The sequence below is a fragment of the Amycolatopsis acididurans genome (assembly GCF_012328925.1).
Lineage (GTDB): Bacteria > Actinomycetota > Actinomycetes > Mycobacteriales > Pseudonocardiaceae > Amycolatopsis_E > Amycolatopsis_E acididurans.
Window position 1 is genome coordinate 23,738 of record NZ_JAAXLS010000012.1, and the last position, 18,217, is coordinate 41,954.

Annotated in this window: 16 protein-coding genes and 1 tRNA gene; 11 read left to right on the forward strand and 6 right to left on the reverse strand. The window is 68.0% G+C overall.

All coding sequences use genetic code 11. The annotated features are described in order from the left end of the window. Positions 1–37 precede the first annotated feature (37 nt). Positions 38–274 carry an antitoxin gene (locus tag HFP15_RS18895; RefSeq protein ID WP_168517423.1) on the forward strand — a complete coding sequence of 79 codons (237 nt, stop codon included), beginning with the start codon at positions 38–40 and terminating at the stop codon, positions 272–274. Between the two features lie 84 nt (positions 275–358). On the opposite strand, the gene HFP15_RS18900 is transcribed toward HFP15_RS18895, so the two are convergent. Further along, the gene (locus HFP15_RS18900; protein WP_168517698.1) at positions 359–1,312 is read right to left on the reverse strand and encodes a prephenate dehydrogenase; all 954 of its coding nucleotides are present in this window, start codon (positions 1,310–1,312) and stop codon (positions 359–361) included. A 21-nt stretch (positions 1,313–1,333) separates the two neighbouring features. After that, positions 1,334–2,575 carry a M20 metallopeptidase family protein gene (locus HFP15_RS18905; RefSeq protein ID WP_168517425.1) on the reverse strand — a complete coding sequence of 414 codons (1,242 nt, stop codon included), beginning with the start codon at positions 2,573–2,575 and terminating at the stop codon, positions 1,334–1,336. A 48-nt stretch (positions 2,576–2,623) separates the two neighbouring features. On the opposite strand from HFP15_RS18905, the gene HFP15_RS18910 reads away from it, so the two are divergent. From HFP15_RS18910 to HFP15_RS18925, 4 genes are all read left to right on the forward strand, one after another. After that, the gene (locus HFP15_RS18910) at positions 2,624–3,106 is read left to right on the forward strand and encodes a tRNA adenosine deaminase-associated protein (RefSeq protein ID WP_168517427.1); all 483 of its coding nucleotides are present in this window, start codon (positions 2,624–2,626) and stop codon (positions 3,104–3,106) included. Next, positions 3,106–3,558 (forward strand): nucleoside deaminase, encoded by a 453-nt coding sequence (locus tag HFP15_RS18915; protein WP_168517429.1) that lies wholly within the window; start codon positions 3,106–3,108, stop codon positions 3,556–3,558. Before HFP15_RS18910 ends, HFP15_RS18915 begins: the two co-directional genes overlap by 1 nt. A 28-nt stretch (positions 3,559–3,586) precedes the next feature. After that, on the forward strand, positions 3,587–3,802 hold the full coding sequence (locus HFP15_RS18920; protein ID WP_168517431.1) for a CsbD family protein: 216 nt from the start codon (positions 3,587–3,589) through the stop codon (positions 3,800–3,802). A 33-nt stretch (positions 3,803–3,835) separates the two neighbouring features. After that, positions 3,836–3,922, forward strand: a tRNA-Ser gene (locus HFP15_RS18925). Between the two features lie 227 nt (positions 3,923–4,149). Here HFP15_RS18925 and HFP15_RS18930 read toward each other — a convergent pair. After that, entirely contained in the window at positions 4,150–4,392 is a 243-nt protein-coding gene (locus HFP15_RS18930) for a hypothetical protein (protein WP_246271846.1), read from the reverse strand. A gap of 761 nt (positions 4,393–5,153) precedes the next feature. Between HFP15_RS18930 and HFP15_RS18935 the strand changes: the two genes are divergently transcribed. From HFP15_RS18935 to metF, 6 genes are read left to right on the forward strand one after another with little or no spacing between them, the layout of a single operon-like run. After that, positions 5,154–6,830: a glycine/sarcosine N-methyltransferase gene (locus HFP15_RS18935; RefSeq protein WP_168517436.1), complete on the forward strand. Its 1,677-nt coding sequence runs from the start codon at positions 5,154–5,156 to the stop codon at positions 6,828–6,830. Between the two features lie 12 nt (positions 6,831–6,842). Continuing rightward, entirely contained in the window at positions 6,843–8,042 is a 1,200-nt protein-coding gene (gene metK, locus HFP15_RS18940; protein ID WP_168517438.1) for a methionine adenosyltransferase, read from the forward strand. A 9-nt stretch (positions 8,043–8,051) separates the two neighbouring features. Then, positions 8,052–9,026 carry a carbohydrate kinase family protein gene (locus tag HFP15_RS18945; RefSeq protein ID WP_168517440.1) on the forward strand — a complete coding sequence of 325 codons (975 nt, stop codon included), beginning with the start codon at positions 8,052–8,054 and terminating at the stop codon, positions 9,024–9,026. After that, positions 9,023–12,523, forward strand: a complete 3,501-nt coding sequence (gene metH, locus HFP15_RS18950) for a methionine synthase (protein WP_168517442.1) — start codon at positions 9,023–9,025, stop codon at positions 12,521–12,523. The genes HFP15_RS18945 and metH overlap by 4 nt, the downstream gene beginning before the upstream one ends. An 8-nt stretch (positions 12,524–12,531) precedes the next feature. Further along, positions 12,532–14,007, forward strand: a complete 1,476-nt coding sequence (ahcY, locus tag HFP15_RS18955) for an adenosylhomocysteinase (protein ID WP_168517444.1) — start codon at positions 12,532–12,534, stop codon at positions 14,005–14,007. Then, a complete protein-coding gene (metF, locus tag HFP15_RS18960) occupies positions 14,007–14,903 on the forward strand; it encodes a methylenetetrahydrofolate reductase [NAD(P)H] (RefSeq protein ID WP_168517446.1) in 897 nt (298 codons plus the stop codon). Before ahcY ends, metF begins: the two co-directional genes overlap by 1 nt. Here metF and HFP15_RS18965 read toward each other — a convergent pair. From HFP15_RS18965 to HFP15_RS18975, 3 genes are read right to left on the reverse strand one after another with little or no spacing between them, the layout of a single operon-like run. Continuing rightward, positions 14,900–15,259, reverse strand: a complete 360-nt coding sequence (locus HFP15_RS18965; protein WP_168517448.1) for a hypothetical protein — start codon at positions 15,257–15,259, stop codon at positions 14,900–14,902. The genes metF and HFP15_RS18965 overlap by 4 nt on opposite strands. Next, positions 15,260–17,983, reverse strand: a complete 2,724-nt coding sequence (locus tag HFP15_RS18970) for an FtsK/SpoIIIE domain-containing protein (protein WP_168517450.1) — start codon at positions 17,981–17,983, stop codon at positions 15,260–15,262. Then, positions 17,983–18,147 carry a hypothetical protein gene (locus HFP15_RS18975; protein WP_246271847.1) on the reverse strand — a complete coding sequence of 55 codons (165 nt, stop codon included), beginning with the start codon at positions 18,145–18,147 and terminating at the stop codon, positions 17,983–17,985. Before HFP15_RS18975 ends, HFP15_RS18970 begins: the two co-directional genes overlap by 1 nt. Positions 18,148–18,217 lie beyond the last annotated feature (70 nt).

Genomic DNA, 18,217 nt, shown 5'->3' on the forward strand with positions numbered 1-18,217 from the left:
AGGTGCGAGGTCGGGGACTTTGGGGTGAGATGGTGCCATGGGCATCAACTTCGACGAAATCAAGAAGAAGGCGCAGCAGGCGCTGGACCAGAACGCGGAGAAGATCGAGAGCGGCCTCGACAAGGCGAGCGGCTTCGCCAAGTCGAAGCTCGGCCAGCATTCCGACAAGATCGACAACGTCACGTCGAAGGCGAAGGACCTGCTGCACAAGCAGACCGGCGGCGGCGACAAACCCGGCCCCGGCGCGACGGGCACCGGCCCCGACACGCAGTAGAGCGGGGAGTTCCGGAACCGGGCGGCCCAGCGTCTCGTGGGCCGTCCCGATGCCCTGTGCGCCCGCTGGGCCGGCCGCGCGTGGTTAAGCGACCTCGCCGATGGCCGTGTCGTCGGTGATCGCGGTGATCCGGCCGCCGCGTTCGCCCAGCGCGCGCAGACCGTCGCGCGCGTCGGGCGCCTCCAGGTTCACCCGCACCCCGGCCGGCGTCACCTCCCGTGCCCGCGCAAGCGTTTGCGCACCCTGGTGACCTGCGTTGATCGTCGCGGCCAGTCCGCCGGTCGAGGCGAGCGAACCGCGCATCGCACCCAGCCGCCCGAGCGCCTCGTCGAGCACCGGCAACAGCGCCTCCCGGTTGCCTTCGGTCATCGCCCGCACCAGTTCCGGCCGCGTTCCCGCCACGCGCGTGCCGTCGGTGTAGGACCCGGCGGCCAGCGCCATCGCGAGCGGCCCGCCCTCCGAGCCGACCGAGGCCAGCACCGCCGCCAGCAGATGCGGCAGATGCGACACCCGCGCGACGGCCTCGTCGTGCGCCGCCGCGGTGAGCGGAACGACGTGGGCGCCGACGTCGAGTGCCAGCCGCGCGACCTCGGCCCACGCGGCGAGATCGGTGTCGTCCTCGAGACACGCCACCCAGGCCGCCCCGCCGAACAGCGCCGCGTTGCCCGCGCGCCAGCCCGACTCGGTGGTGCCCGCCATCGGGTGGCCCCCGACGTAGCGAGCCTCGGGCGCCAGGCGCCGCACGGAGGAGAGCACAGCCGATTTCACGCTCGTGACGTCGGTCAGCAGACAGTGAGGCACGCACGCGGCCACCTTGCGCAGCACCTCGTCCAGGCCCGTCAGCGGCACGGCCAGCACGACGATCGCGTCCCGCTCCGCGGCCTTGCGCAGCGCCGCGTCGAGGTCGGTGCTCGCGGCGAAGCCGTCAGCGCTCGCCTCCGCGGCGTCGGCCTCCGAGGCCGTCGCGCCCCACACCTTGCGCCCGACCGCCGATGCCGCGCGCAGCACCGAGCCACCGATCAACCCCAGGCCGATCACGCACACGTCTCGCACGGGGCGTCATCCTGCCAGTGTCGTCCGCGGTGTGCGCAACGCGTCCATCGCAAAGGCCGCGTACATGGCGACACCTGCGGAGAAAGCGCTTTCCTCATGGCGGATGCGGTTGGAGTGATTGGACGGCGCCTCGTCGGGGTCGAGCTCGGGCGGGCAGGCGCCCAGGAACGCGAAACAGCCAGGAACCCGTTGCAGCACATAGGAAAAATCTTCCGCGCCCATCATCGGGTCCCGCATCGGGACCACCTGTGACGCACCGAGTACGTCGCGGCCGAGCGTGAGCACACGCGCTGTCTCAACAGGATCGTTGACCGTCACCGGATAACCCGGCTCGATGTCGGCGTAGACCCGGCAACCGTGCGCCGTGCCGATTGCTTCGCACACTTTGGGCAGTTCCTCGCGCACCTGCGCACGGGTGTGTTCGGACAGTGTGCGGAACGTGCCTTCCAGTACCGCCGTCTCCGGAATGATGTTGGTGGTCGTGCCCGCCTCGATCCTGGTCACGGACAACACGGCCGGATCGAACACGCTGACGCGTCGCGTGATCATCGTCTGCAACGCCCCGACCATCGCCGCCGCCGCGGGCACCGGATCGAGCGCCGTGTGCGGGGCCGAGCCGTGCCCGCCCTTGCCGACCACGTGCACCGAGAACGTGTCCGCCGAGCCCATCAGCGGTCCCGGCCGGGTGCTCAGTTGCCCCGCCGGCATGTTGCCGTGGACGTGCAGCCCGAACGCGCGTTCGACACCGTCGAGCACGCCCTCGTGAATCATGTACCGCGCGCCGTCGTGGCCCTCCTCGCCGGGCTGGAACATGAACCGGACCGACCCGGCGAGTTCGTCGGCGTGCGCGGCGAGCAGCCGGGCCGCCGAGGCGAGCATCGCGACGTGCGCGTCGTGCCCGCAGGCGTGCATCGTCCCTTCGACCTGGGACGCGAACTCCAGCCCGGTCTCCTCCCGCAGCGGAAGCGCGTCCATGTCGCCGCGCAGCAGCACGGTGGGGCCGTCATTCGCGCCACGCAGGGTCGCGGTGATCGAAGTGGTGGACTTGCCGAGCTTGAGCTCCAGCGGCAGATCGGCCAGCGCGCGCCGGAGGGCTTCCTGCGTTCGGGGCAACTGCAACCCCTGTTCTGGGTACCGGTGGATCTCGCGCCGCAGCTCGACGGTCTTCGGCTGGAGCGCGCGGGCTTCGGCCAGCAGCCCGGCGAAGCGCGCGTCGGGCAGGGACGGCAGCTCTGTAGGTCCGCTCATTGGAAGATGGTGACCCATCGCCGTCGCGGTCAGGTATACGGTGTGCGCATGGCGGTGAAGGAGCCCGTTGCGGGGTTCGCTGTGGCCGTGGTCCGGGAGGACGGCCGGTGGCGTTGTAGCGCCCTGGACGGCGACGCACTGAACAGTTTGGACACCGCGATCACCGCGCTGGCCAAGATGCGGTCCACCGGGGCCGTGTTCGGGCTGCTGGCGGTGGACGACGAGTTCTTCGTGATCGTCCGGCCGAGCCCGCGCGGCCCGTCGCTGCTGCTGTCGGACGCGGCGGCGGCGCTGGACTACGACATCGCCGCGGACGTGCTGGACCTGCTGCGAGTCGATCCGCCGGACGAGGAGGACGAGTCGATCTGGCCGGAAGGCGACCTCGACATCCTCTCCGACGTCGGCCTGCCCGCGCCGGAACTCGAGGTCATCGCCAGCGAGGTCGACCTCTACCCGGACGAGCAGCTGCAGATGATCGCGCAGCGATGCGGTTTCGGGGACCAGTACACGGCGCTGCTCGACGAGATCTGATGGACGACGCGGCACTCGTGCGCGCCGCACTCGCCGCCGCCCGCGAAGCCGGACCGGACGTGCCGATCGGTGCCGCGGTCTTCGATCAGGACGGCGCGCTGCTGGCGACCGCCCACAACGCCCGCGAGGAACTCGGCGACCCGACGGCCCACGCGGAGATCCTGGCGCTGCGGGCAGCGGCGAAGCGGCACGGCGACGGCTGGCGCCTGGAGGGCTGCACCCTGGCGGTGACCGTCGAGCCCTGCACGATGTGCGCCGGCGCCCTGGTGCTCGCGCGGGTCGCCCGGGTGGTGTTCGGCGCGTGGGAGCCCCGCACCGGGGCGGTCGGCTCGCTGTGGGACGTCGTCCGCGACCGGCGCCTGAACCGCCGGCCCGAAGTGCGCGGCGGCGTGCTGGAGGCCGAATGCGCCGAGGTGCTGGAAGCGTTTTTCGAGCTTCACCGGGACGTGTGAGGCAGGGCAAATCGGGTAGCCGGTGCCCATGAGTGTTATGGAGAGGGCGAAGAGCAGGTCGCGCCGGCTCGTCGGCGCGGCGAAGCAGATGGTGGGTGAGCGCACCGGCAACCGGCGCCTCGCCGCGGAAGGCCGCCGTGACCGGACCACCGGCTCGGTGCGCGAGACGACCAACGAGATCCGCGACTGGGCGGCGACAGCCGCCCGCGACGCACGCCGCCGCTTCGGTAACCGCCCCAGGTGAGCGGCCGATCGTGCGTGCAGTACCCTAGTCGGCGGTAGCGTGTCCGAGCGGCCGAAGGAGCACGACTCGAAATCGTGTGACGGTTGATCCCGTCCGTGGGTTCAAATCCCACCGCTACCGCTCGACGAGAGGCGAGGTGTGCCCGCGGAAAGCGCGGGCCGCCTCGTCTCGCCGTGTTTTCTGGGGGTGCAACCCCCAGGCCCCGCCCGGCGGGCTTCGCCCCCGGACCCCCAACCGGGGGCTCCGCCCCCTGGGCCCTCCGCTCGGGCCTTCGGCCCATTGCTTCCGGTGGCCGCATGTCCTTTGTGGATTGGTGGGGCTGCGGTCTTGTGTATATCGATGCGGCATCAGCCGCCGTGTAGGTCGGATGCGCGGTGTTGGGCGGCGCGGGCGGCCTGCAGCATCGCTTCGGCGAGATCGACAGGTCTGACGTGGTCCACGAGCGCGGTGTTGATCGCCACCTCCACGAGCTCCCCGCCACGCGTCACGCCCACCTCGACCAGTCCCCAGTCGTCCTGCGCGACAGTGATCCGCTGCTCGTGCTGCCGGCGCCGGGCCAGCGGCGGCGGCGACTCGGGCTCCTTCTCCATCGACATCCCTCCCGTCTGCCCGCTACGACGGCAGGTCGCGGACTTCGGTTCCGATGCGGGAGGAACCCGTGACAATCCGTCCACGTCGGACGGACATGAGCTGGGTACGGGCGTGTGCTGACCAGGTGCACCGCGGGGCTCCCCCGGCGGTGCCCGCCATGATCCGCATCGATTCAGGGTGGGCTCGCGCCTACGTGCCACAGCGCCGGAGACCGTCGGCCGACACGCTCGAGCCCGAACGGTGGCTCCTGCCGGCGCACGAGAGGTGAAAACACAGCGAACTCACTTCTCGCCCCGATGTCAGACGAGCGGGCTAAAGGAAGATCGCGATTGCCACCCAGGGCAAACCCTCAGTGGCACATATTAGGCTAAACGGGTGGTTTCTGCATGTTGCACAAAACCTAGCTCGGGGGGCGCGGAAGGGGCACTGTCGCAGCGGGACTACCACTACGTATGGCACCCCGGGGGCGGCCCACGGCACGCCGTGCCAACCGCTGCATATCTATACAACGGGTGAAAGCCCGGTTCACGCCATCGACCCATTGATCGGTTGCGCACCGACTCAATAGGTTGGAGTGCAGGCAGCTTCGCGACGATCAGCGCCGATTACGCGAGGCTGCCGAGTCGGGGTGTGACATCGGGCCGGTGGCCCGATTTTGAGCTGCGTTTTTTATCGACGCCTGGCTTGGCACTTGTTCGCTTTCTTGCGATTTCCGGCTTTCCGAACCGTGGCCACTAGCCGAACGTGAAGGGAAACCCGAATGACAGATTCGATGCAAGCCCGCCCGGAAGCGAGAATCGGCAGCGAGGTCACGGCGCATCCGGAGCAGGCGTTCGGCACCGACCCGCTCCAGGTTCGTGACACCGATCACTATACGGACGAATACGTCAAGGGCTTCGTCGAAAAATGGGACGAGCTGATCGACTGGAAGAAGCGCTACGAAAGCGAGGGCCGGTTCTTCGTCGATCTGCTCAAATCGCGCGGCGTGAAGTCGGTACTCGACGTCGCGACCGGCACCGGTTTCCATTCGGTACGGCTCATCGAGGAGGGCTTCGACACGACCAGCGCGGACGGCAGTCCGGAGATGCTGGCCAAGGCCTTCGAGAACGGCATGAACTACGGCGGGCACGTGCTGCGCGTGGTGCACGCCGACTGGCGCTGGCTCAACCGTGACGTGCACGGCGAGTTCGACGCGGTGATCTGCCTCGGGAACTCGTTCACCCACCTGTTCTCCGAACGCGACCGGCGAAAGGCGCTCGCCGAGTTCTACGCGGTGCTCAAGCACGACGGAATTCTGATCCTCGATCAGCGCAACTACGACGCGATTCTGGACAGCGGTTTCTCCAGTAAGCACACGTACTACTACTGCGGTGAAGAGGTTTCCGCGGAACCGGAATACGTGGACGAGGGACTCGCCCGATTCCGCTACCGTTTCCCGGACGATTCCCAGTACCACCTGAACATGTACCCGTTGCGCAAGGACTACGTGCGGCGGTTGCTGCGCGAAGTCGGTTTCCAGCAGGTGGAGACCTACGGCGACTTCCAGGACTCGTTCGCCGAGGACGAGCCCGACTTCCTCGTCCACGTCGCGGAGAAGAGTTACGTGAAAAGCACGCAGTACTCGACCGCGGTCAACACGGCACGCGACTACTACAACTCCTCGGACGCCGACGACTTCTACTACTCGATCTGGGGCGGCGAGGACATCCACGTCGGCCTCTACGACAACCCCGGCGAGGAGATCGCGCCAGCCAGCCGCCGCACCGTGCAGCGCATGGCGGACAAACTCGGCATCACCAAGGACAAGCACGTCCTCGACATCGGCTCGGGTTACGGTGGCGCCGCTCGTTTTCTGGCCAGGACCTACGGTTGCAAAGTCACGTGCCTCAACCTCAGCGAGGTCGAGAACGAACGGAACCGGCAGTACAACGCCGAGGCCGGGCTCGGCGAACTGATCGACGTGGTCGACGGCTCGTTCGAGGATCTCCCGTTCGAGGACAACGTTTTCGACATCGTGTGGTCACAGGACGCGATGCTGCACAGCGGGGACCGGGCGCAGGTGCTCGGCGAGGTGACCCGCGTGCTCAAACCGCGCGGCGAGTTCATCTTCACCGATCCCATGTGCTCGGACACCTGTAACAAGTCCGCGCTGCGCCCGATCCTTGAACGACTGCATCTGGAATCCATGGGATCCCCGGAGTTCTATCAGCGGGAGTTGAGCAGGCTGGGTATGAAGGGCGTCACGTTCGAAGATCACACCGAACACCTCACGACGCATTATGGGCGTGTGCTCGAGGAAACCGAACGGCGTGAGCCCGAGATCGCCCAGACCATCAGTGCCGACTACCTGCGGAACATGAAGATCGGCTTGAAGCACTGGGTGGATGGCGGTCGGTCCGGCAACCTCGCGTGGGGCATCTTCCACGCCCGTTCCTAAGGAGACGCAACAGTGACTGCGAATCGACGCTTGTTCACCAGCGAATCGGTGACCGAGGGCCATCCGGACAAAATGTGCGACGCCATCAGCGACACGATCCTCGACGCGATGCTCGCGGCCGATCCGCGCAGCCGCGTCGCGGTGGAATCGCTGATCACCACCGGCCAGGTGCACGTCGCCGGTGAGGTCACGACGGACGCCTATGTGGACGTGCCGATGTTGGTGCGGGAGAAGATCCTCGACATCGGCTACGACTCCTCCGCCAAGGGTTTCGACGGCACCTCCTGCGGTGTCAACGTCGCGATCGGGTCACAGTCGCCCGACATCGCACAGGGCGTGGACACCGCCTACGAGTCCCGCCTGGAAAACGCGCTCGACGAGATCGACAAGCAGGGCGCCGGCGACCAGGGGCTGATGTTCGGTTACGCGTGCAGCGACACGCCGGAGCTGATGCCGCTGCCGATCGCGCTGGCGCACCGGCTGTCCCGCCGCCTGACCGAGGTGCGCAAGAGCGGCACCGTGCCCTACCTGCGGCCGGACGGCAAGACGCAGGTCACCATCGAGTACGCCGGTGACAAGCCGGTGCGGCTCGACACGGTGGTCATCTCCAGCCAGCACGCCGAGGGCATCGACCTGGACACGATGCTCGCCGTCGACCTCACCGACCAGGTCATCAAGCCGGAGATCGAGCTGCTCGGCCTGGACGCGGCCGAGCCGAAGATCCTGATCAACCCGACCGGCCGTTTCGTCGTCGGCGGTCCGATGGGCGACGCGGGGCTGACCGGCCGGAAGATCATCGTGGACACCTACGGCGGGATGGCGCGGCACGGTGGTGGCGCGTTCTCCGGCAAGGATCCGTCCAAGGTGGACCGTTCGGCCGCGTACGCGATGCGGTGGGTGGCCAAGAACGTGGTCGCCGCCGGGCTCGCCGAGCGCGCGGAGATCCAGGTGGCGTACGCGATCGGCAAGGCCGCCCCGGTCGGGCTGTTCGTGGAGACCTTCGGCACCGAGCACGTCGCGCCGGAGAAGATCCAGGCCGCCATCGACGAGGTGTTCGACCTGCGGCCGGCCGCGATCATCCGCGATCTCGACCTGTTGCGCCCGATCTACGCGCAGACGGCGTCCTACGGCCACTTCGGCCGTGCGGACCTCGACCTGCCGTGGGAGCGCACCGACCGTGCCGCCGCGCTGAAAGACGCCGCCAAGGCTTAGGGAGTTCACATGCGAATCGCGGTGACGGGATCGATCGCCACCGACCATCTGATGGTGTTCCCCGGCAAGTTCGCCGAGCAGCTCGTCGCCGACCAGCTCGACAAGATCTCCTTGTCGTTCCTGGTCGACGAGCTGGAGGTGCGGCGCGGCGGGGTCGCCGCCAACATCGCCTTCGGGCTCGGTTGCCTTGGGATGACGCCGATCCTGGTCGGCGCCGTCGGCTCCGACTTCGACGACTACCGGTCGTGGCTGGAACGGCACGGCGTGGACACGAAGTCGGTGCACATCTCGCAAAACCGGCACACGTCGAGGTTTCTGTGCACGACCGACCAGGACCAGAACCAGATCGCCTCGTTCTACGCGGGTGCGATGGAGGAGGCGCGGGAGATCGAGCTGCAGGCGGTCGCCGACCGCACCGGCGGTCTCGACCTCGTCGTGGTCGCGCCGAACGACCCGGTCGCGATGGTGCGGCACACCGAGGAATGCAGGCAGCGGGGTTTCGCCTTCGCCGCGGATCCCTCGCAGCAGCTGGCGCGGATGGAAGGACCGGAGATCCGCAAGCTGATCGACGGCGCGAAGTACTTGTTCACCAACGAGTACGAGACGTCGCTGCTGCTGCAGGCGACCGGCTGGTCGGCCGAGGAGGTGCGCGAGAAGGTCGGCTACTGGGTGATGACCCACGGCCCGGACGGCGTTCAGGTCGAGGGCAACGGCCAGTCTATCCGCGTGCCCGCGCTCAAGGTCGACGACATCGCCGATCCGACCGGTGTCGGCGATGCCTTCCGCTCCGGGTTCCTGTGGGGCATCCACGCCAAGATGAACCTGGAACGGGCCGCGCAGGTGGGGTGCACGCTCGCGGCGATCGTGCTCGAAACGGTCGGTACACAGGAGTACACATTGGACCGTGCCGAGTTCTCCAACCGGGTGGCCAAGTCGTACGGCAATGACGCGGCGGCGGAGATCGAGTCCAGGTTGCGGATATGAGCTTTGCCGATGCGCTGACCGAGCGCGTCCTGGTGGCCGATGGCGCGATGGGGACGATGCTGCAGTCGTTTCCGTTGTCGCTGGACGATTTCGCGGGTTTGGAGGGTTGCAACGAGATCCTGAACGTCACGCGTCCCGACGTCGTGCGCGGTGTGCACCGCGGGTACCTCGACGCGGGCGCGGACGCGGTGGAGACCAACACGTTCGGCGCGAACCTCGCGAACCTGGCCGAATACGACATCGAGGACCGGATCTTCGAACTGTCGGAGGCGGGCGCGCGCCTGGCGCGTGAGACGGCGGACGAGTACGGCGAACGGTACGTGCTCGGCGCGATAGGGCCGGGCACGAAGCTGCCGACGCTCGGGCACGTGACGTTCGAGAAGTTGCGCACGGCTTACGAGCAGACCGCGCGTGGCCTGCTCATCGGCGGGGTCGACGCGGTGCTCGTGGAAACGTGCCAGGACCTGCTGCAGACCAAGGCGGCCGTGCTCGCGGCGAAACGCGCGATGGCCGCCGAGGGCAGGCGGGTGCCGATCATCGCGCAGGTCACCGTCGAGACCACCGGCACGATGCTGCTCGGCAGCGAGATCGGCGCGGCGCTGACCGCGCTGGAACCGCTGGGCATCGACCTGATCGGAATGAACTGCGCGACCGGTCCGGCCGAGATGAGCGAGCATCTGCGCACGTTGTCGCAACGCGCCAGGGTTCCGCTGTCGGTGATGCCGAACGCGGGCCTGCCCAAGCTCGGCAAGAACGGCGCCGAGTATCCGCTGCAGCCCGAGCAACTGGCCGAGGCGCTCGCGGAGTTCGTGACCCGCTACGGCGCGCGGCTGGTCGGCGGGTGCTGCGGTACCACTGGTGAGCACATTCGCCAGGTGGTCGAGGCGGTGCGTGATCTTCCCGTCACGCCGAGGGAACCCGATCCGCAGCCGGGGCTCGCGTCGATCTACCAGCCGGTGCCGTTCGAGCAGGACGCGTCGGTGCTGGTCATCGGTGAGCGCACGAATGCCAACGGGTCGAAGAAGTTCCGCGAGGCGATGATCGCGGACCGGTACGAGGACTGCGTGGAGATCGCGAAGGCGCAGATCCGCGACGGCGCGCACGTGCTCGACCTGTGCGTGGACTACGTGGGCCGCGACGGCGTGGCGGACATGAACGAGCTGGCGTCGAGGCTCGCGACGGCCTCCACGTTGCCGATCATGCTGGACTCCACCGATCCGGAGGTGATCCGCGCCGGTCTCGAACACCTCGGCGGCCGCTGTGCGGTCAACTCGGTGAACTACGAGGACGGCGACGGCCCCGAATCGCGCTACCACAGGGTGATGGAACTCGTCGCCGAGCACGGCGCTTCCGTGGTGGCGTTGTGCATCGACGAGGAGGGCCAGGCCCGCACCGCGGAGTGGAAGCTGCGCGTGGCGACCCGGTTGATCGAGGATCTGACGAGCAACTGGGGTATGCGGGTCGAGGACATCATCGTCGACACCCTCACGTTCCCCGTCTCCACCGGTCAGGAGGAGGTGCGTCGCGACGCGATCGAGACGATCGAGGCGATTCGCGGGCTCAAGCGGCGTTACCCGGCCGTGCAGACCACGCTCGGTGTGTCCAATGTGTCCTTCGGGCTGAATCCGGCGGCACGGCAGGTGCTCAACTCGGTGTTCCTGCACGAATGCGTGCAGGCCGGTTTGGACACCGCGATCGTGCACGCGTCGAAGATCCTGCCGATGGCGCAGATCCCCGACGAGCAGCGGGAAGTCGCGCTGGACCTGGTCTACGACCGGCGCCGCGAGGGCTACGACCCGTTGCAGAAGCTGATGGAGCTGTTCGAGGGCAAGACCGCGGCGTCGAACCGGGCGTCGCGGGCCGAGGAGCTGGCGAAGATGCCGCTCTTCGAACGTCTTGAACAGCGGATCGTCGACGGGGAGCGCAACGGCCTCGAAGAGGACCTCGATGCGGCGATGACCGAGAAGCCGCCGTTGGACATCGTCAACGACACGTTGTTGTCGGGGATGAAGACGGTGGGTGAGCTGTTCGGGTCGGGGCAGATGCAGTTGCCGTTCGTCCTGCAGTCGGCCGAGGTGATGAAGGCCGCGGTGGCGCATCTGGAACCGCATATCGAAGAGCAGAGTGAAGGACGTCGCCAGCACAAGGGCCGGATCGTGCTGGCCACCGTCAAGGGCGATGTGCACGACATCGGCAAGAACCTGGTCGACATCATCCTGTCCAACAACGGCTACGAGGTGGTCAACCTCGGCATCAAGCAGCCGATCACCGCGATTCTCGAGACGGCGGAGGAACAGCGCGCGGACGCGATCGGGATGTCGGGGCTGCTGGTCAAGTCCACGGTGATCATGAAGGAGAACCTGGAGGAGATGAACTCCCGCGGGGTCGCCGGCCGCTGGCCGGTCCTGCTCGGCGGCGCGGCGCTGACCCGCGGTTACGTCGAGAACGACCTGACCGAGGTGTATCACGGCGACGTGCACTACGCGCGGGATGCCTTCGAGGGCCTGCATTTGATGGACGACGTGATGGCCGTTCGCCGTGGTGAGGCCCCGGCCGCGGACCCCGAGGCGGAGGCCAAACGGGAGGAGCGCAAGGCCCGTCGCGAGCGGTCGCTGCGGATCGCCGAATCCCGCAAGGCACGCGAGGAACCCGTCGAGGTGCCCGACCGCTCGGATGTCGCGACCGACGTTGCGCTGCCGACGCCGCCGTTCTGGGGCAGCCGGGTCGTGAAGGGCATCCCGGTGGCGGACTACTCGGCCTATTTGGACGAACGCGCCACGTTCCTGGGCCAGTGGGGACTGCGCGGGGCGAAGGGCGGCCAGGGCCCGAGCTACGAGGAACTGGTCGAGACCGAGGGCAGGCCCCGGCTGCGGTACTGGCTGCATCAGTTGGCCACCGAGGGGGTGCTGCAACACGCGGGCGTGGTGTACGGCTACTTCCCGGCCGTCTCCGAGGGCGACGACCTGGTGGTTCTCGCCTCGCCGGAAGCGGACGCGGCCGAGGTGTGCCGATTCACCTTCCCCCGGCAGCAGCGCGACCGTTTCCTGTGCCTGTCGGACTATTTCCGGCCACGGTCCTCTGGCGATGTGGACGTGCTGCCGCTGCAGATCGTGACGATGGGTGAGCCGATCGCGGAGTACGCCAATGACCTGTTCGCCCGCGACGCCTACCGGGACTACCTGGAGGTGCACGGGCTCGGCGTGCAGTTGACCGAGGCGCTTGCCGAGTACTGGCACCGCCGGGTGCGGCAGGAGCTGAGCATCGCCGGTGAGGATTCGCCGTACGTGGAGGATTTCTTCAAGCTCGGTTACCGTGGTGCCCGGTTCTCCCTCGGCTACGGCGCCTGTCCCGATCTGGAGGATCGCGCCAAGATCGTGGACCTGCTGCAGCCCGACCGGATCGGGGTGAAGCTGTCGGAGGAGTCCCAGCTGCATCCCGAGCAGTCCACCGACGCGATCGTCGTCCACCACCCCGAAGCCAAGTACTTCAACACCTGAGGAGATTCATGTCTACTGTGGACACTGCGGAGAAGCGGCTCGACACGCGCAACGGTGTGGAGTTCGCGGTGGCGGATCTGGAGCTGGCTGAGTTCGGCCGCAAGGAGATCCGGCTGGCAGAGCATGAGATGCCGGGGTTGATGGCGCTGCGCCGGGAGTACGCGGAGGTCTTTCCGCTTCGCGGTGCCCGGGTGTCGGGCTCGCTGCATATGACGGTGCAGACGGCGGTGTTGATCGAGACGCTGGTGGCGTTGGGTGCGGAGGTGCGCTGGGCTTCCTGCAACATCTTCTCCACGCAGGATCATGCGGCGGCCGCGGTCGTCGTCGGTCCGCATGGGACGGCGGAGGAGCCGAGGGGTGTTCCGGTGTTCGCGTGGAAGGGTGAATCGCTGGAGGAGTACTGGTGGTGCACGGAGCGGATGCTCACCTGGGATGGTGAGGGCCCGAACATGATCCTTGACGACGGTGGCGACGCGACGATGCTGGTGCATAAGGGCACCGAGTTCGAGGCCGCCGGTGTGGTGCCGTCCGCGGATGAGAACGACCCGGATGAGTGGAAGGTGTTTCTGAACCTGCTGCGGGAGTCGCTGGCCGCGGACCCGCGCAAGTGGACCGGGATCGGCAAGGGCATCCGCGGGGTCACGGAGGAGACCACGACGGGTGTGCTGCGGCTGTACCAGTTGGCGGCGGCGGGCACGTTGTTGTTCCCGGCGATCAATGTCAACGACTCGGTGACGAAGTCGAAGTTCGACAATCGCTACGGTATCCGGCATTCGCTGATTGATGGCATCAATCGTGGCACGGATGTGCTGATCGGCGGCAAGGTCGCGGTGGTCTGTGGTTACGGTGATGTCGGTAAGGGTGCGGCGGAGTCGTTGTCCGGTCAGGGCGCGCGGGTGATCATCACTGAGATCGATCCGATCTGTGCGTTGCAGGCGGCGATGGATGGTTACCAGGTCAAGTCGCTGGAGTCGGCGCTGCCCGAGGCTGACATCGTGATCACCACGACGGGTAACAAGGATGTGGTGATGGCCGAGCACATGGCGCGTATGAAGCATCAGACGATCGTGGGCAATATCGGTCACTTCGACAACGAGATCGACATCGCCGGGCTCACCCGGTATCCGGGTGTGCGGCGCGTGAACATCAAGCCGCAGGTGGATGAGTGGACGTTCCCGGACGGGCACTCGATCATCGTGCTGTCCGAGGGGCGGTTGCTGAATCTGGGCAACGCCACCGGGCACCCGTCGTTTGTGATGTCGAACAGCTTCTCCAACCAGGTCATCGCGCAGGTCGAGCTGTTCACCAAGCGCGAGGAGTACGACCTGGAGGTCTACCGGCTGCCCAAGAAGCTGGATGAGAAGGTCGCTCGGATTCACCTGCAGGCGCTGGGTGGCGAGCTGACCAAGCTGACCAAGGAACAGGCCGAGTACATCGACGTCGACGTCGAGGGGCCGTACAAGTCGGAGCACTACCGCTACTGATGTGCACCGTCACCGAACGACTCCAGGCGTTGACCGCACCCGGCTTCTCGATCGAGTTCTTCCCACCCAGGGACGAACCCGACGAGGCGGTGCTGTGGCGCTCGATCCGCCAGTTGGAGCCGCTGGACCCGTCGTACATGTCGATCACGTACGGGGCCGGCGGTTCCAACCGCGACGGCACGATCCGCAGCATCGCGCGGGTGGCCACGGACACCACACTGGTGCCCATGGCGCACCTGACCGCGGTCGGGCATTCCGTGGCCGAGCTGCGACAGGTCATCGGGCACTTCGCGGCGGTCGGGGTGCGCAACATCCTGGCCCTGCGCGGCGACCCGCCGGGCGATCCGATGGGCGAGTGGATCGCGCACCCCGACGGGCTGAACTACGCCGAGGAACTGGTGCGGCTGGTGCGGGAACTCGGTGACTTCTGCGTCGGGGTGGCCGCGTTCCCGTACGGCCATCCCCGTTCGGCGGATCTGGACACCGACACCCGGTACTTGGTGCGGAAACTGCGTGCGGGGGCGGATTTCGCGGTGGCGCAACTGTTCTTCGAGGCGGAGGACTTCCTGCGCCTGCGTGACCGTGCCGCCGCTGCGGGCAGCGATGCGCCGATCATCCCCGGCATCATGCCTCTGACCACACCGCGGACTTTGCGCAAGACGATCGAGCTGTCCGGCGCCACGCCGCCTTCGTGGCTGCTCGACCGCCTCGAGCCCCTGGCCGACGACCCCGCCGCGTTCCGTGCCGAGGGCCTCAACGTGGTCACCGAACTGTGCGAACGCCTGCTGGCCGAGGGCGTGCCGAACCTGCACTTCTACACGTTCAACCGGGCCAAGGCGACCCGCGAGCTGGTGAGCAGGCTGGGGCTGAGCCCGGCGCTGGCGCCGGTCGCCTAACGGCGCGAGCGCCAGCCCAGCGACAACACGGCGTCCACGAGCTCCTGGTAGAGCGGCTTCACCTCGTTGAGGTACCGGTCCAGCCAGGAGCCGTGGGCGTTGGTCGCCGGGGTGGGGCCTTCGGCGAGTTCCAGCCACGACAAGCGCGAAACGTTGTCCTCAGCCATGCGCCACCAGTGGTGCACCGCCTGCGCCGTCCGCTGCTCCTTTTCGCGGGCTTCGGCGACCGCGGCGTGTGCGGCCGCGATCTCGGTGTCCAGCTCCTTGACCCGGCCCAGCTCCCACGCGCGCAGTTCCTCGGCGGCCTTGCCTGCCAGCCCGACGATCTGCTTGTAGCGCATGGCCGCGGTTTCCATCTAGAACTCCGGACGGTCGAAGGGAATCATCACTTCCGGTGACACGTGCGTGCTGCGGTCGAAGAACAACGCGCGTCCCGGCCGCGGCGACCAGTGCACCACCTGCCCCGCGGCGAACGTGCTCAGCTCGCTGCCCTGCACGTCGAGCGCGGCCCAGGCACCGATGTCGTCCGGCCCGCCGAAACCGAGCGTGTCCTTCAGCCGCGCCGTGCTGCGCCACCAGCCGAGCGTGTGCACACCCCTGGTCGGCCCCTGCTTGAGCAGGGCGCGGAAATGATCCAGCCCGCTCTTGAGCTCACCCGGCTTCTTCGCCTCCAGCGTCGGCAGCGCCGCATCCACGCCGTACAGCAGCAGAATGCGCGGCCGGTCGGCCGGCTCCTCCAGCAGCTGGAGCATGCGCGGGCCGAGGTCGTCCGCGGTCAGCCGGGTCACCAGATGCGCGTCGGATTTCAGGCCGTCGACGAGATGGTCGACGGCGGGAGCACACCGGTCGACTTCGCACGACACCAGGAACTCCACCGCGTGCGGCGCGTACTGCCTGCCCAGCGACCGGGCCGCCGCGTCCATAATGGACAACGCTTCGGCGGAGGCGGTGCCGATCACGGCGAAGTTCCGCCCCGGTGACCGCGACAGCTCCACCGCGCAGGCGGCGTCGTCGACGTCGATCGACTGGCCGAGCAGCACCTTGGGAGTCCCGCCCGGCATGAGCCCGCCGAACGCGGGACTGTGCTCCAACAGCGGCGAATGCGCACCGTCGAACAGGCGCGGGCGCTCGTCGTCGTTGGCATACAGCTCGAACAGCTTGCGCTGCAACGAGGAGAAGATGTCCTTGCTGCTCGCGTCGGGCACGTGCGCGAGCTGGTTGCCGTGCGCGACACCCGAATCGTGGTTGATCACCGCGTGCCACTTCGGCGCGGCCACCGCCGCGTTGTTCGTCTCGGCCAGCACGCGCCGGGCCTTGGGCATCGCGATCCGCAGCGTGCACTGCTCGAACACGGCCGGCTTGCCCCAGAACGCGTCGATGCCGGCGATGTCCTGGCTGGCCAGTATCAGGTGAATGCCCTGCGCACGGCCCCGTCGCGCGATGTCCTCCAGCAGCGCCGTCGCCTGGTTGGTGACGGTGTCGCGCCCGGAGAACAGGTACTGGAACTCGTCGATGATCGCCACGATCCGCGGCCAGTGCCCGTCCGGGTCCTGCTGGCGCAGCGCGGCCAGGTCGGTGACCTCGTGTTCCTTCGCCGCCGCCGACCGCCGCCGCAGCTCGTCGGCGAGGAAACGCAGCAACGCGAGGCCGAACTCGCGGTCGGTGTTGACGTTGATCCCGATCAGGCGCGCGTGTGGCAGCCAGCTGTTGTCGCGACGACCGGGCGCGAGCCCGGCGAAGGACACGCCTTCCTTGAAGTCCAGCAGGTAGAGCGCGAGCTCGTCCGGTGGGTAGCGCGCGGCGAGGCTGCCGATCAGGGCGTAGAGGAAGTTCGTCTTGCCGGATCCGCTCGGCCCGCCGATCAGCGCGTGCGGCGTCGCGTCACCGATGACCACCTCGACCGGATCGCCCTCGTGGAACCCGACCGGGGCACGCAGTTCGCGGGCCGAGTTTTCCTGCCCGAGTTCGGCGGGCAGCAGGTCGGCGAACGAGCGGGGGCCGCCCTGCTTGGCGATCAACGCCTCCGCCAGTTTGCTCGCCGTGCCGCTGACCTGCGCCGACGTGAGCGGCGGGTCGAGGTCCACGACGAGGTCGGGGCCGATCATGCTGGTCACGGCCCGGTGTTCGTCGAGCAGCCGGATGTTCTCCACGCCGCCGCCGAGCACGGTCGGCATGTCGACGATGATCAGCGAGATCCCGGCGGCCAGCGCCCCACCGGCGATGCGCTTGAGCTCGCGCAGCTCCTCGGGCGGCAGGGTCTCGTTGTTGCCGTACAACACCGCGATACGCCACGGTTCGGTGCGCTGGCCGATCGATTCGCGCAGGCCGCGCAGTGAATGGTGGCCCGCCTGCATGGTTTGCGCGTGAATGCGGCGGATGTGGCCGGCCAGTTCGTCGAGCAGGTCCTCCAGCCGGGTCGGGTCGTAGATGCTGACGGCGCTGGTGCGGCTGAGCGGGTAGATGTTGGGCAGCACGGCCGTGAGCTGCCCGACGTCCCACAGGTGGACGCGGACGGCGCCGGGTTCCATGCTGCTCAGCACGCGCAGCAGCAGGCCCTCGATCAGGGAGTCGATGGCCTCGCGGGTCTTCGGCGCCGACGTGATGGCCAGGTGGGACTCGTCCAGCAGCGGCACCGCCACCGGGAACGGCCCGCTGTCGTCCATTGTGGACGAACCGATGCGCCACAGCGGCGGGACGGTCAGGGTGCCGGTGCCCACGCGGCCGAGCCAGTCGCTCGGCGGCCGGCTCGCCGCGCCGGGCGCGACCCGCTCGACGAGTTCGCGCAGCTGGCCGGGCACCGTGCCGGCCTCGCGGTAGAACGCGGCGTGCACGGCGTTCAACTGCTCACGCACGGCCGCCATCGCGGGATGGCGCAGCGCGTCCGCGAGGTCCTCGTCGCCCGCCGCGCCCGCGATGCCGACCCGCACCACGCGCTGTTCGAGTTCGAGCCGCGCGAGGTGCGTCTCCGCCGATTCGCGGGACGCGGTGGCGGCGCCGAGGACGAGGGACAGTTGCTGGCGCATGTTGCCCAGCGCGGTCAGTACGCGGCCGCGCTGTTCACTGGCCTTGGGGAATCTCATTACAGCCGTGCCTGATACCCGCTCACCAGGTCGTCGGCCGCGCGCAGCCGGTCGGTGTCCTGGCGGAGGCGTTCCGTGGCGATCGCGAGCTCGGGCGGTAGCCACGACTGTGCCGCCTCGTGGGCCGTGACAATGGTTTCGCGTGCCTCATCCAGCAGCTCCACGGCACGATTGGTGTGTTCGGTTGCCTCAGCCAGTTTCGCACGAAAGGCGCCGAGCTGTGCATGCAGCTCT

Coding starts and splice junctions, on each gene's coding strand:
- metH (WP_168517442.1), top strand. CDS start 9,023: ATGAGCTTTGCCGATGCGCTGACCGAGCGCGTCCTGGTGGCCGATGGC.
- metF (WP_168517446.1), top strand. CDS start 14,007: ATGTGCACCGTCACCGAACGACTCCAGGCGTTGACCGCACCCGGCTTC.
- HFP15_RS18905 (WP_168517425.1), bottom strand. CDS start 2,575: ATGAGCGGACCTACAGAGCTGCCGTCCCTGCCCGACGCGCGCTTCGCC.
- HFP15_RS18930 (WP_246271846.1), bottom strand. CDS start 4,392: ATGGAGAAGGAGCCCGAGTCGCCGCCGCCGCTGGCCCGGCGCCGGCAG.
- HFP15_RS18965 (WP_168517448.1), bottom strand. CDS start 15,259: ATGGAAACCGCGGCCATGCGCTACAAGCAGATCGTCGGGCTGGCAGGC.
- HFP15_RS18920 (WP_168517431.1), top strand. CDS start 3,587: ATGAGTGTTATGGAGAGGGCGAAGAGCAGGTCGCGCCGGCTCGTCGGC.
- HFP15_RS18915 (WP_168517429.1), top strand. CDS start 3,106: ATGGACGACGCGGCACTCGTGCGCGCCGCACTCGCCGCCGCCCGCGAA.
- HFP15_RS18935 (WP_168517436.1), top strand. CDS start 5,154: ATGACAGATTCGATGCAAGCCCGCCCGGAAGCGAGAATCGGCAGCGAG.
- HFP15_RS18910 (WP_168517427.1), top strand. CDS start 2,624: ATGGCGGTGAAGGAGCCCGTTGCGGGGTTCGCTGTGGCCGTGGTCCGG.
- ahcY (WP_168517444.1), top strand. CDS start 12,532: ATGTCTACTGTGGACACTGCGGAGAAGCGGCTCGACACGCGCAACGGT.
- HFP15_RS18970 (WP_168517450.1), bottom strand. CDS start 17,983: ATGAGATTCCCCAAGGCCAGTGAACAGCGCGGCCGCGTACTGACCGCG.
- HFP15_RS18895 (WP_168517423.1), top strand. CDS start 38: ATGGGCATCAACTTCGACGAAATCAAGAAGAAGGCGCAGCAGGCGCTG.
- HFP15_RS18945 (WP_168517440.1), top strand. CDS start 8,052: ATGCGAATCGCGGTGACGGGATCGATCGCCACCGACCATCTGATGGTG.